This window comes from Sorangium sp. So ce128 (assembly GCF_051525245.1).
Taxonomy (GTDB): domain Bacteria; phylum Myxococcota_A; class Polyangia; order Polyangiales; family Polyangiaceae; genus Sorangium; species Sorangium cellulosum_B.
This window is the reverse complement of the sequence record NZ_CP150313.1, coordinates 9864573-9879081: the sequence shown is the minus strand read 5'-3', so window position 1 is coordinate 9879081 and position 14509 is coordinate 9864573. Positions and strand designations below refer to the sequence as shown.

Genomic DNA, 14509 nt, shown 5'->3' with positions numbered 1-14509 from the left:
AGCCACCGCCGGACCGAACTCGCGCTCGATGAACGCGACCGCCTCGGGCTGAGTGCATCGTGGATGGTCGACGAGGCACCGCGCGAAGCGCGGTCAGCACCAGCGGTTCGTTGGGCGGGAGACAGAGAAAGAGAGAGTTCACAGGGAGACGGGGAGACGGGGAGGAGAGATATATATACAGACCAAGGTGGAGAGGCGAGAGGTGGAGACCATTCTCGCCTCCCCGCCTCCCCGCCTCCCCGCCTCCCCGCCTCCCCGCCTCCCCGCCTCCCCGCCTCCCTGTGAATCTTTCCTTCTCCTTCTTCCTTTCCGCCCAACATGCATTGAGGAGAAAGTCGTCGCTGAACGCTCCGAAGGGATCGGAGGCGTTTGGTGCTAGCCCGCGGTCACGCGCACCCCCGCCGCGCCGAGCGCCTTGATGCGCTATCGCCCCAGGCGCTCGTCAGCGATCCGCCACCGCGTAGGTCATCACCGGCTGCACTCGGCCTTTGACCGTGATCTCGCTGACGGGACGTGTGTTGAAGACGTCCTTCACGAGGAGGTGCGTGTCCTCGCTGAGGAGCACGCTCACGCCGAGCTCCTTGGTCGCGCTCTCCAGGCGCGAGGCGAGGTTCACGGCGTCGCCGATGACGGTGTACTCCATCCGCGCTTCACTGCCGATGTTGCCCGCGACGACCTCGCCGGTGTGGATCCCGACACCGGTCTTCAGCGCCGGGATTCCCCGGTTGGCCAGTCGCTCGTTGAAGCGCTTGAGCGCGGCGCGCATGCGGATGGCCGCGCGCACGGCGCGCACGGCGTCGTTCGGCCTGGGGACGGGCGCGCCGAACACGGCCATGATCGCGTCGCCGATGTACTTGTCGACGACCCCGCCCTCGTCGAGGAGGATGGCCACCATCTCGGTGAAATACTCGTTGAGGAGCCCCACGAGCTCATGGGCGTTCATCCGCTCGCTGATGGTCGTGAAGCTCCGGATATCGCAGAAGAGGATCGAGACGGTGAGCGTCTCGCCGCCGAGCTGCACCTTGCCGGCGAGCAGGTGCTCGAGCACGGATTCGGTCATGTACTTGCCGAAGGTGCTGCGGAGCTTGTCCCGCTCCTTGAGGCCGTCCACCATCGAGTTGAAGCCGGTCGCGAGATCCTCCAGCTCGTCGCCGGTCTTCACCGCCTCCACATGCACATACCGCTGTTGCTCGAGGTGCTTGAGGGCGACGTTCACGCGGGAGAGCGCGCGTGACATCGTGGTTGCGAGGCGCGCGCCGAGGATGAGCGAGAAGAGCGCCGCGAGGGTGAGCACGCCGGCCGCGAACATCAGGTTCTGGCGCACGATGTTCCGGACGTCGGTCACGTCGAGCGCCATGACGATCGAAAAATCGCCGGCCTTGCCCCGGAGCGATCGGGGCGCGAAGCGGGAGAGGGCCCACAGCGAGCTCGCGTCCTCGACGATCGTGGGGTGGGTCTCGTCGCCGATGACGGCGCCCTCGAGCAGCTTGGTCGGGAAACGCTCCGTGCCCGTGATCCTCTTGCCCGACGGGTCGACGAGCGCGATCTCCACGCCGAGCTTCGTCGCCACTTCGTCGAAGTAGGTGTGATCGATGGGGATGCAGGCGAGCAGCGATCCCGCGTCGCTCCTCGCATGCTGGGCGATCATGTACGCAGGCGGCGAGCCTGGCTGTCCATCGCACCCGTGTACGAGCACGTCCCGCAGGTCGTCCATCTCGGCGAGGCCCGAGAGGCCCTCGGTGAGCCCGGGGACCTCGTCCGTGCTCGGGGGCGGCGCATCGAGCCCCCTCGCCGCGACCCGATCGCCGAGCTCATCGAAGGCGACGATGGCGACGTTGGGGTGAGCGGCGATGACGGCCTCGAGCGCCGTCCCCACGGCCGACTCGTTCCGCAGCCGGAGCCCCTCGACCAGCTCGCGCGCACGAGACGCCTGGCGTGAGCTCGCCGAGATGGCGCGCTGCTGCTGCCTGAGCTCCAGCCGGAAGTTGCGGATCGCCTGCGGGACGCGCTCGCTGATCTGCGCGAGGAGCTGCCGGTGCATCACCCAGGACAATACGGGGAGGGCCGCGAGGGTCGCGAGCGAAGAGAGCGCGACGAGGACGGTGAGCTTGGCGCGCACGGTGCTGAGGCGGAACATGAAGACCTTCATCAAAGCAAAGTCGGCTTCCGGTGGACAGCGCGTCGACATGTCGACCTGACGTCGAAGTTCGAGCGCTCCTTGAAGGAGACCAGAAGGGCCTCTGTGTGGACGGCCAAGATGTGGCGGGCATTGGTGATGAGCGTGGCGGTGCGCGTCAGCACATCTGTGAACGCGCTGCGCGCGCGGCTGTTGGCGGGGGGTGAGCGAGGCGGCCCGGGCGCTGCTGGGCCTCCCGGCGGTATGTCGAACATGGGGAAGTGCCTGCTGGTTGATGCGCCCGAGGATGTCGGACATGGGCGGGTGCCTGCTCGGCGAGGCCCCCAGGCATGTCGGACATGGGCGGGCGCCTGCTCCGCCACGGCTCCCGGGATGTCGCGACATGGGCGGGTGCCTGCCAGGCGAGGCCGCCGGGCATGTCGGACATGGGCGGGTGCCTCGCCGAGCAGGCCGCCGGGCATGTCGGACATGGGCGGGTGCCTCGCCGAGCAGGTCGCTGGGCATGTCGGATATGGGCGGGGGCCTCGCCGCTCACGCCCCCGGCATGTCGCCGCGAGCGGTCCGGCTACAGCTCGGGATCGGCGCTCACCGCCGGCGCGGCCGGCGCCACTTCGATGGGCACCGTCGGCGGGCCGGGGGGCGTGGGCGGGGCCTGCTCGGGCGCCGCGCGCCCGCGCAGGGCCCGCTCGCGATCGGCGTTGAGCTTGTCGACGTAGGCGAACAGCCGCGCCTCGTGGTCGGCCGGCAGCTTGCTGCCCTCTTCCTGGATCTCGTCCCGGAGCGCCTCCCGGAACCGCCCGAGCAGCCCGACGGCGGCGCCGCGGAGCGGGCCGGTGGCCGCGGCGTTTTCGCCCGTCGCGAGGAGCGTGGCGCGCCTGCGCAGCAGGCCATCGATGTCGTCGCCGGCGGCGACGAACGCCTTCACCCAGTCGTGCAGCGTCCCTCCGCCGGGGGTCGCGGCGGCCTTCAGCTCCGCCTTGAGCCGGGTCAGCTCGGGCCGGTTGTCGAGCGCCGCCGACGCCTCGTCCGCGTACGGGGCGCGGAGCACGTCGAGCTTCGGGACGAACGCCTGCTGTGCGGTCGCCGCCGCTTCCTTGAGCGCTGCCGGCAAGGCGGGGTGCGCCTCGACGGCCTTGCACAGGAAGAAGACGGCCGCCCCGAGGCCGTCGTGCCGGGCGTCCGCCTCGGCGAGCTCCCTGGCGAGCGGCGCCTGCGTGCCCGCGGCGTCGGGGATCGCGTCGATCTCCTTCTGCTTCGCCCTGAGCCGCGGCTCATACAGCTTGCCTGTCGCCGACAGGCGCAGCTCATCGGCCCTGTCCGTCAAGAGATCGCGCAGCGCGAGCTTCAGGTCCCCGATCGTGAGATTGCGCAAGGTCACCTCCGTGAATGGCGTGATCGGCCACCCCCACGGCCGCACGGGCGGCCGAGAGGGCGAGCCAAGGAGTGTTGCGTGAGCGTCACAGGATAATGAACTTCTCCGCATCCGGTAGTCCGAATTCGATGGCTCGGAGGCGCAGCGCCTTCGGGTACGCTGAAATCGTGCTGGGAACCGGTCGAGTTTGGCGCCTTTCGTGGCGAGACCGCCCCGCCTGTTATCGCTTGTAATTGCTATTCACGATGCCGTTTGCTCCCTTCGCGGCCGCGGAGGAGACCGATGACGTCCAGGTGGATGAGACGGGTGTGGCGGCGGTGCGCGGGTTGCGTTCTCTTGCTCATGGTGGTGAGCGCGCCCCTCGGTGCGTGGGCTCAAGCGTTGACGTTGCGCCGGATAGGCGATCCCTTGCGCGCGCGGCTCACCGGCGCTCGCGGCGGCGCCGAGCTCGCGGCAGCGCTCGCCGGGGACGCCGCCGTGCTCGCGAGCGCGGCAGAACCCGCCGGCGGCCCCGACGGCCTCGCTGTGGTCCCGATGGCGGCCTTGGCAGCGGACGTTCGCGCCGATGGCGCTGGCCCGGGGGCGGACCCGTGGGTCCTGTTCGACGGCCGCGGCGATACGGGGCTTCGCAGCGAGACCGGGGAGAAGGTGCGGATCCGGGTCTCGTTTCCGCAGCCGACCGCGCTCGAGGCGCTCTCGCTGTACGGGCGCAGCGAGGGCGCGCTCACGGTCCGTGCGGAGGACGGCGCCGAGCTTCAGGCCGTCTCCGGCCTCGTCGATGTGCCGCTCCACGACACGGGCGAGCGCTGGACGCGCCTTCCCATGGCGGTCACGGCCCAGCACGTCGTCGTCGAGTGGCTCCCTTCGGGCGAGCGCGGGCCGCAGGAGATCCTGTTCTGGACCGCCGGCGCGCCCACGCGCGGCCTCTCGGAGGTGGAGCTCGCCGATCGCGTGCTCGCGGGGCGGCTCGCCGGGGCTTACCAGTTCGCTGCGACGTCCGAGCGGGCGACCGTGACGCGCACGGGCGGCGAGCGATCGCTGTCGCTCCACGTGGACACCGATCCACGGGCGCTCGCGCGCGCGTTCCTCGTCTACCAGCTGGAGGGCCGCGGGCACTGGTCGACCGTGAACCGGCAGATCAACGGCACGGCGCCGCGCGGCGGCTCCCCGGCGGCAGCGCCGGCGACCGGAGGTCTGCAAGTCGAGGAGATCGCGCCCGCGTGGCTGAGGCGCGGCGAGAACGTGGTGCGGTTCCGCCCCTCCGCGGAGCAGGAGCACGGTTTCACCGTGAGCGCGCTCCGGGTGGTCGGGATCCCGCACGCCGGTATGGTCGAGGCGCGTTCCGCTGCGGAGGCGCCCGCCGGCGCCCGGCCGGCCGGCGGCGAGCGCGCGCCTCGCACGGAGGCGCTGAGCCTCGATTTCGGCGCGCGTGTGGCGCCGCACGCGCTCCTCTTCCAGCTGACCAGCGCGGGCGCCGGGGAGATCCAGATCGCGCCCAGCGAAGGAGCGGAGGGGCTTCGCTTCGACCTGAAAGACCTGCCGCCGGGCTGGCACCGGTTCGATCTACCGGAGTCAGCGACATGGCCGGGGGCGGCCTCCGTGCAGATCGCGCGGGCGAAGGGGAGCCACGCCGAGGTGTCGGACGTCGCCGTGGTGGCGAGCCCCGTCCCGTCCCGCGCGCGGCGGATCTCGCTGAGCACGCCGCTGCATGGCGAGTGCGCCGAGGGAAGAGCCTATGTGCGCGGGTTCCTCGATCTGGCCGGCGAAGACGCGTCGCGAGCACGGCTGTTCGCCGGCCCGGAGCCGGTGACGCTGGGCGACGACGGCAGCTTCGAGCTCACGCTTCCGGAGCCCGAGGGGGCGAGTCACCGGACGTGGACGGCGCGCCTCGAGGCGCGGATCGAGGACGGCACGCGCCTCGGTCGCGAGCTAGAGCTCGGTCCGTGCGCCGCGGCCGCCGCGCCGAGCGGGCTCGTCGTGGACCACGGCGCGCCCTATGGCGCGGTGGTGAGCCCGGACAAGGGCGCGGTGCTCTCGTTCGCGGGCGCCACGCTGGATATCCCGCCTGACGCGCTGGAAGAGACGACGCGCATCACGATCCGCCCGCTGATGCCCGTCCAGGTGCAGCCGATGGGGCGCGCGATGCGCAATGTGACGCCCGAGGGGCGCGCGTTCCGCTTCGGCCCGCACGGGCTCAAGTTCAAGAAGCCGGTGAAGCTGACGTTGCCTGTCGACGCCGCGGCGATCCCGAGCGGCGCCAGGGCCAGGGAGATCTTCGGTTTCTACTTCGACGAGACGGTCCAGCGATGGACGAAGCTCGGGCGCGTGGAGGAGGGCGGGGCCCGGGAGCTCACGAGCTTGACGGATCACTTCACCGATTTCGTCAACGCGGCGATCTCCATGCCGGATCAGCCGGGAGCGCAGTCGTTCGATCCCAACGCGATGAAGGGGATCCAGCTCGCGAGCCCGTCCGCAGGCGTGTCGTTCATCGAGCCGCCGGAGGCGAACGGCCAGGGCACGGCGCAGCTGTCGTTCCCGATCGAGGTGCCGCCGGGCCGGCATGGCATCGCGCCGGATCTGGCGGTCACGTACGAGAGCGAGCTGGGCAATGGCTGGCTCGGCGTGGGGTGGGATCTGCGCTTCTCGGCGATCGAGATCGACACGCGGTTCGGCGTGCCGCGGTACACGGGCGACGAGCTCTACACGCTCGACGGCCAGATGCTGCGGGCCATCCCCGATCAGCCGGGCAGGTACGAGCGGCGCGTCGAGGGCGCGTTCGATCGCATCGAGCGCCTCGGGGCCGATCCCGGGAGCTTTCACTGGGTGGTCACCGACAAGGACGGCACCCGGTATACCTACGGCGAGAGCGCGGACGCGCGCCTTGCGGACCGGTCCGGCGAGGCCGGGATCTTCCGCTGGAACCTGGAGCGGGTGGAAGACACGTTCGGCAACCGGATGCGGATTTCGTACTTCAAGGACGCGCCCGAGGGCGAGGACTGGGTGCAGCTCTATCCGCAGCGGATCGATTACACGGAGCACACGAGCGGCGTCCCCGGAGCGCACTATCACGTTGTCTTCTCCGTGGACGACGGAGCGCAGCGGAGAGACGTCGTGAGCTCGGCGCGCGCCGGCTTCGAGGTGCGGACGACGCGGCGGCTCACGCGCGTCGACGTGACCATGGGCCAGGCGCCCGATGCCGAGGAGATCATCCGGAGCTATCATTTCGCGTACGACGCGCCGGACCCGCGGCACCATCACAAGTCGTTGCTGAAGAGCATCGCTGTCCACGGAAACGGCGGTGGGGAGATGCTCTACGAGCACAGCTTCGAGTACTTCAGCCTCCAGCAAGAGGGCGGCGAGCTCCAGGTGTTCTCGGCGCCGACGGAGTGGAGCCGCCCCGCGGAAGGGCGCGATGGCCTCGGGGCCACGAGCTCGGTCGAAGGGGGGCTCAGCGCGTTCGTCGGCGTGGGGCCGACGGTGTGTGATCCGCACGTTGGGCTGGGGGTCTCCGTCTCGTTCGGGGCGGACGACGAGGACGTCGCGTTCACGGACATCAACGGCGACGGGCTCCCGGATTTCGTGGGCAGCAACGGCGTCTGGCTGAACTCGCTCCCGGATCGGTCGAGCGGAAACGCGTTCTCGCCGGAGAGCGTGGGCAGCACGCACCAGATCACGGCCGGCCTGCAGGGGGCGATGCACCTGTTCCAGGAGCTCGGAGGTCTCGGTCTCAACCGCGCCTGGAGCACCGCGACCGCGCAGAGCCTGCTGCTCGACATCAACGGGGATGGCTTCCCGGAGCTGCTGGATGGGAGCGGGGCGACGCTGAACCCGAACAACGCGCGGCTGGGGCCGGGCGCCCGCGGCGCCGGGTTCACGATCGACGAGGATTTCAGCGATGGCGAGCAGGTCGAGGCGCTCCGCAACGCGTTCTACCGGACCAGCCCGCTGGTGAAATGGACGCCGCCGATCGACGGTATCGTCGTCATCGACGGGGGCGTGTCGCTGGCCGGGGGCGGCGCGGGAGACGGGGTGATGGCGTCGATCACGAAGACGACGCCGGCGCCGCGGTCGAATGACAAGTTCCGCCGCGACCACCTGCCGCTCTGGCAGAGGGAGATCGGGCCGAGCGATGCTGCGTGTGTGCCCGAGGGCGAGAGGGGGTGCGGGAGCGGCATCCGCGTCCGCGTCCGTCCGACGGATGCGCTCTATTTCCGCGTGGACCCGAAGGAGGACATCGAGGGCGACATCACGCGCTGGAACCCGCGCATCCGCTATGCGGAGCTCTGCCCGTCGGACTCCTGCCGGCCGTTGCTTCCGCGCGACACGATGCGCCCCGACGCGCTCGGGCGTCCGATGTATACCTATACCTTCGCGGACGACTTCTCCGTGCTCGACCGGAGCGTGCCGGGCTGGGCCGCGGGGGCGGACGGGCAGGTCACGGTGCAGGCGAGCTTCGTCCGGACCGACGCGCTCGATGCGTTCGATGTGCGGCTCGTGCGCCAGGACGTCGACTCGGGGCAGAGCGTCGAGCTCCATCGGACCAGGGTGTCGGGCGCGCAGCTCAGCACCGAGATCGCGTGGCCGGTGTCCGTGCTCCAGGGCGACCTCCTGTTCCTGTACGCCGAGCTCGGCGAGAACGTGGTCCACCCGTCGCGCGTGCAGTACCAGGGGTTCGCCCGGTACACCGAGGTGTGCGGCCACGACGCGGATCCGGGGAGCTGCCGCGCGGTAGGGGAGTGCGCGCCCAGGTCCGGCGCGCCGTCCGGAAAGAGGGTTTGCGGGCTCGACGCGTTGCCCGGCGACGGCGGGCCGATCTCGGTGCCCGAGGAGTCGATCCTGGCGCCCGTGCAGCTGAGCGACAGCACGACCGGCGGGACGGCGCTCTCGCTGTCGCGGGTGGCCATGCCCGAGAGCGGGCCGGTCAGCCTGCTCGGCTCCGCCTCGAAGCGAGAGACGGAGGGGCCGGTGACCCTGCGGGTGGATCGCGGGAGCGAGCGGCTGTTCCGGGAGCTGCTCGGAGCGGAGGAGATCTCGCCGGCCAGGAGCGTGCCTGGCCCGAGCGATCCGGTGGTGTTCCCGGTGATGGAGGGCGAGGAGCTCGCCTTCACGAAGTTCTTCGAGAGCGCAGCGGACATGGACACATCGCTGTCGGATCCCGGAGCGTCGGTGTCGTGGCTCCCGCAGCTCGTGTTCAACGAGACGGGGACGGTGCTGGACGTGCCCGCGGTGAACGCTCGAGCGATCCCGGATGGGAAGCTGGAAGCCCGCATGGTGGGCGGGTTCCGCGGCTTCAGCTATGGCGAGTGGACGACGGAGTACCCGTTCGACGAGAACCAGCTCCGCCGGAGGCCGGAGGAGAACAGGCCGCCTTACTTCACGCGCGTCGAGCCGCACTGGGAGGGGTACCACGCGAGCTGGTCGCCCGGGGACGCCGGGTTTCCTCTCGTGGGCAGCGTCAGCGGCCCGGTGTTCCGGGGGTCGGGCGCGGACATGTACATCCGGGCCGGGGAGCTCAAGCCGTCGCGCGTCGGCGGCGTCCGCCCGGAGGACGTGGCCAATGTCCCCGGGCTGAGGAAGAGCCACAACGGCTCGGGCTCGGCGGAGCTCGCGCTCATCGGGTCGTTCCAGGTGACGACCGGGACCACCGAGTCGAAGCTGGAGCTCGTCGACGTCAACGGTGATGGGCGGCCCGATGCCGTCACGCAGGGCGGCGTGCGCATCCAGACGTGCGGCAGCGGCGGCCGGTGCGACGGGCAGCAGCCGGGGCAGTATGGCGCCTTGACCGTCGGTGGGCCGGGGGACATCCGGGTCATCGAGACCATGAGCGCGCGGTTCGGGTTCGGCTTCGGATCCGCGGCGTCGGTGGTCGCTGAGAAGATCGAGGCGAGCGCCGAGACCAAGGAGGTGCTCAGCGTGCTGCCCTCGCTCGGCAAGAGCTGGGGCACGTCGCAGACGACGAAGGACCTGCTCGACGTGAACGGCGATGGGCTTCCGGACAAGGTGAGGAGCGCGGGTGGCGTGCTCCATGTGCAGCTGAACCTCGGCTACCGCTTCGGGGACGAGCGCGCCTGGGCGGCGATCGATCCGAGCGGCGATCCGTTCGAGCCGCTGCCGGAGGTCGACGGGGATCCGCTGACCGCGCTGAGCCGGGTCTGGTCTCCGGAGCAGCTCAAGACGGTGCGGGTGCAGGACAACACGACGAACAGCCTGCAGGTGGGTTATGCGGGGATCGGCGGCGGCATCGCGCACACGGTGAGCCGGACGCTCGTCGACTTCGTGGACCTGAACGGCGACAGGCTGCCCGACCGGGTGATCAAGCAGCCTGGACAGGGCTACTACCGGGTCCGCCTCAACCTCGGTGACCGCTTCGGGCCCGAGGAGAGGTGGAGCGCGCCAGCGGTGAGCGGCGCGCTGCCGTGGGGGGTCGTGCTGGAGAAGGAGTACACGAGGGAGATCAACGGCAGCAACGACGCGCTGTCGTTCTCCGAGACGACGGCGTTCAACGCGGGGTATGGCGTGCCGATCAAGATCCCGACGCCGTACGTGTGCATCGTGCTCGAGATCGCGGCGCAGCTCGGCTTGAGCGACGGGCGGAGCGAGCTCGCATGGGAGGACCTGGACGGCGACGGGACGGCGGATCACGTGCTGAAGCTGAGCGAGGGGATGCTGCGCGAGAGCGACACGGCGCTGCGGGCGCGGCTGAACCTGACGGGCAAGACCAACCGGCTATCGCGCGTGGTGCGTCCGCTTGGCGGCAGCATCCGGCTGGACTATGCGCGTGAGGGCAACAAGGTGGCGTATGCGAGCAGCCCGGACGAGCTGAGCGTGGACATGCCCCGCAGCAAGTGGGTGCTGTCGCGGGTGGAGGTGGAGGACGGGATGGGCACGCCCGCCTACGTGCACACGTTCGATTACCACCAGAGCGGGTTCTACGACCGGGCGGAGCGCGAGGACTACGGCTTCGCGCAGGTGACGGCGACGCGGGAGGACGGCTCGCAGATCGTGACGCGGTACCACAACCAGGACTATTACCGGCGCGGGCTCGTGGCCGAGGTGATCGAGCAGGACGCCGAGGGGCGGCTGTTCAGCCGGCAAGAGGTGGTGTACCGGGCGCCCGGGGCGCAGCCGGCGCTGACGGGCTCGTTCTTCCCCGAGGAAGAGCTGCGGGCGATGTCGTGGTACGAGGGCAAGACGACGGACCCGAGCGCGCCCGGCAAGCAGACGAGCGAGGAGCGGGACTGGGACGACCGCGGCAACCTCATCGAGGTGATCGAGCACGGCGAGCCAGGCACGCTGGAGGACGACGTCACGACCACGATCCATCACGTGACGTACGACGGACCGCACATCGTGCGGACGGATAGCGTCGAGGTGCGCGACAGCGCGGGGACGCTGCTGCGCGAGCGCACCGCAGGGCACAACGAGGTGACCGGGGCGGTCGAGTGGATCACGAGCACGGTGATCGGCGGCAAGGATCCGGCGACGGGCGCGCCGTACACGGGAGACGCGTCGACGAATCCAAGATGGGAGTTCACGCACGACGCGTACGGCAACCTGGAGCGGGCGATCGAGCCGCGGGGCTTCATGCTGACGTACGAGTACGACGATGTCGCGGAGACGTACCTCTCCCGGGTGGACGATTCGTTCGGTTACTTCTCGGAGACGTCGTCGGACTACCGCTACGGCGCGGTGAGCGCGGTGCGGGACGTCAACGGCCATGAGGTCCACTACGACTTCGACGCGTTCGGGCGGCTGCGGGCGGTGTTCGGTCCGGACGACCCGCTGACGGCGGCGGAGGCGACGATCGCGTTCGAGTATGCGCTCCAGCCTGGGGAGAGCGTCGCCATGCCGGCGTGGGCGCGGACGCGGCACAAGGACGTGCAGCACCCGGGGGATCCGATCGACACGGTGACGTTCATCGACGGGCTGGACCGGGTGATCCAGACGAAGAAGGACCTGGAGAAGGATCCAGGGACGGGGGCCGCCCCGACCGTGGGCATGAGCGTGAGCGGCCGGGTGGTGCTGGACGAGCGGGGGCGCGTCTGGCAGCAGGGGCAGCCGGTGTTCGCGACGGGCGAGGCCACGGCGTTCGTGGACGTGGCGCTGAAGCACCCGACGACGTTCGAGTACGACGTGCTTTCGCGCATCGTCGAGCGGAGGGAGCCGGACGAGGAGGTCGAGACCGGCGAGGCGGTGACGACGACGAGCTACGATATCGACGAGCTCGATGGCGTGGCGATGTTCGTGGCGACGGAGGTCGACCCGAAGGGGAAGGTGCGCAAGGCGTACCAGGACGTGGACAACGCGATCGTGGCGGTCGAGGAGCGCAATCGGCTGCGCGGGTCGGAGGCGTGGACGGCGCTGATGACACGGTACGGGTACAGCGCGGTCGACGAGCTCGTGCGGGTGATGGACACGCGCGGGAACGTGACGACCGCGGCGTACGACACGCTGGGACGGATGGTGACGCTGACGAGCCCGGACATGGGGCGCACGGAGTGGCGTTACGACCGGTCGGGCAACGTCGGGGCGCGGCAGACGGCGAAGCTCCTGGCGGAAGGCGCGAGCAAGCTGATCCGGTACGAGTACGACTTCAACCGACTCACGCGGGTGAACTACCCGGACTCGACGGACGTGACGTATGTGTACGGCGAGCCGGACGAGGCGGGCGACGAGCACGGCAACCGGGCCGGGCGGCTGGTGGAGGAGCAGAGCGAGGCGGGGAAGAGGACGTTCTGGTATGACCGGCTAGGGAACGTGGCGAAGCTGACGACGGAGTTCCCCCGGCTGAGGGAGCCGCACCGGGGGCCGTACCAGGCGACGATGGAGTACGACTTCGACGGGTTCGGGCGGCTGCTGTCGATGAAGTTCCCTGGCTCCGGGGCGGAGGTGGTGACGTACGGCTACGACCGAGGGGGCCTGGTCCGGTCGGCGGTGGGAACGAACACGCAGATCAACCCGCAGCACCCGGACGAGCCTGCGGTGACGCAGTACCTGCTGCACATCGGGTACGACGAGTTCGAGCAACGGGTGAGGGTGGTGCACGGCAACGGGATCGCGACGTCGTATCGGTATTACGAGAAGTCGCGGCGGCTTCGGGAGATCAACGCGGACCACCGCGATCGGTACCTCGTGGAGCGAGGGCTGCCGGCGAGGGCGTTCCAGCGGATGCGGTATGCTTACGACGCAGCAGGCAACCTGGAGCGCGTGCGGAACGAGGTGCCGTACGAGCAGGACATGCCGGGCTCGGTGCTGGTGGGGCCGACGACGCAGGACTACGGGTACGACGATCTGTACCAGCTGCTCTCGGCGAGCGGGACGTACCAGGACCGGAGAGACTGGCAGTACCGGTACCGGCTGTCGTTCGCGTACGACGAGATTGGCAACATCCTGACGAAGGACCAGGCGAGCTACCGGTACGTGCCGCAGGCGTGTCCCACGCCGGTTCCGGCTGAGTGCGACGGGTGGCGCGAGGATCATGCGATCCGGGAGCAGACGTACCGGTCGGAGTACCAGTACACGGGCCCGCAGCCGCACGCGCCGAAGCGCATCGAGGAGCACCTCGTGGCGGAGTCGATGCCGTGGCCGCGGGAGATGCGATATGACGCGAGCGGCAACCAGACCGGCTGGACGTACCGTGGCTCGGACACGCGGACGACGGACTGGAACGAGGAGAACCGGGTCACGCGGGTGACGCAGAACGGTCAGGTGCTGTCGCGGATGCTGTACGACGGCGACGGGGAGCGGCGGGTGCACCTGCACCACGTGAGCGGCGAGGAGGAGACGGCGTACCACGACCAGCACCTGACGCTGCGGGACGGGCGGTTCGTGACGAAGCACATCTATGCGGGGCAGACGCGGATAGCGAGCAAGATGGATCCGGACTGGTTCCGTGACCCGCCGACGCTGTACTACCACCCGGACCACCTGGGCAGCACGAGCTTCGCGTCGAACAACGAGCAGACGCTGACGCAGCGGGACGAGTACTTCCCGAGCGGGGAGCTGTGGATCGACGCGTCGGACTCGCGGTACGAGCTGAGGCGAGCGTACGTGTTCACGGGGAAGGAGCTCGACCAGGCGACGGGGCTCTACTACTTCGGGGCGCGGTACTACGACCCGAGGAGCAGTGTGTGGCTGAGCCCGGATCCGATCCTGGACGAGTACATGGAGGGGGGGACGAGCGGGGGAGTGTTCAACCCCGGGAACCTGGGGCTGTACAGCTACACGCTGAACAACCCGGTGAACCTTGTCGACCCGGATGGGAGGAGCGCGCAGGGGGCGCATCGGAACTTCCCTCCGGGGGCCAATGGGTGCCGGCACCCGAGCTGCTTCAACGGGCCGGCGGGGCAAAAGTTCCACCAGGAGCAGATGCTGCAGCGGATGAACGCCGGCGCTGCGGCGGCGGGTCGCACGTCTCGCGGTATCGGGGACGGCATGCGCCGGCTGCTGTTCAGGTTCGTCATGCAGCAGCAGCAGACTGCTCGGCCGCCGGCGCAGCCAGCAGCCGCGTCGGCGCAGCCGCCGCCAGCCGCGCAGCCGGCGAAAGGCCCGCAGCCGGCGCCGGCGGCGAAGCCGCCGCAGGGAGCGGAGGCGGCGAAGGCGCCTGCGACGCAGCCAGTACCGGCGACAGGAGCCGCAAGGGAAGCGGCGAATGCCGCTCAGCAGGCTCGTCCACGTCCCACGACGGCGGCTGCTCTCGAAACGAGCAAGCGAACGTTCACCGGCGTGAGCGGGTCACCGAAACCGTTGCACTCCGACGTTCAGAAGAAGCTTGATGCTATTCCTCCGTCGCAACGATCTGCTTTTCATGGTCGTTGCGCTGAGCCGCAGTGTATATCGAGGGCTCTGGAGGCTGGTGTCGATCCGGCTGGTGGTACAATGACGGCGGCTCGCGTGCGAACCCCCGGTAATGCAAACCATGGTACTGCAATTCCAGCGTGTTCAAGTTGCGCGGTTCTTCAGCGCTCATATGGAATTAAATCGGGCCAGTAGGAGATGAT

At 69.7% G+C, this 14509-nt stretch carries 3 protein-coding genes; 1 reads left to right on the top strand and 2 read right to left on the bottom strand.

Going from position 1 to position 14509, the window contains the following annotated elements:
* Positions 1-442 precede the first annotated feature (442 nt).
* Together WME82_RS37480 and WME82_RS37475 are read right to left on the bottom strand one after the other, a co-directional pair.
* On the bottom strand, positions 443-2137 hold the full coding sequence (locus tag WME82_RS37480) for an adenylate/guanylate cyclase domain-containing protein (RefSeq protein WP_438039235.1): 1695 nt from the start codon (positions 2135-2137) through the stop codon (positions 443-445).
* A 565-nt stretch (positions 2138-2702) separates the two neighbouring features.
* The gene (locus WME82_RS37475) at positions 2703-3515 is read right to left on the bottom strand and encodes a hypothetical protein (protein WP_438039234.1); all 813 of its coding nucleotides are present in this window, start codon (positions 3513-3515) and stop codon (positions 2703-2705) included.
* A 402-nt stretch (positions 3516-3917) separates the two neighbouring features.
* Between WME82_RS37475 and WME82_RS37470 the strand changes: the two genes are divergently transcribed.
* Positions 3918-14501, top strand: coding sequence for a SpvB/TcaC N-terminal domain-containing protein (locus WME82_RS37470; RefSeq protein WP_438039233.1), 10584 nt, complete (start codon positions 3918-3920; stop codon positions 14499-14501).
* Positions 14502-14509: the final 8 nt, after the last annotated feature.

Coding starts and splice junctions, on each gene's coding strand:
- WME82_RS37480 (WP_438039235.1), bottom strand. CDS start 2,137: ATGTTCCGCCTCAGCACCGTGCGCGCCAAGCTCACCGTCCTCGTCGCG.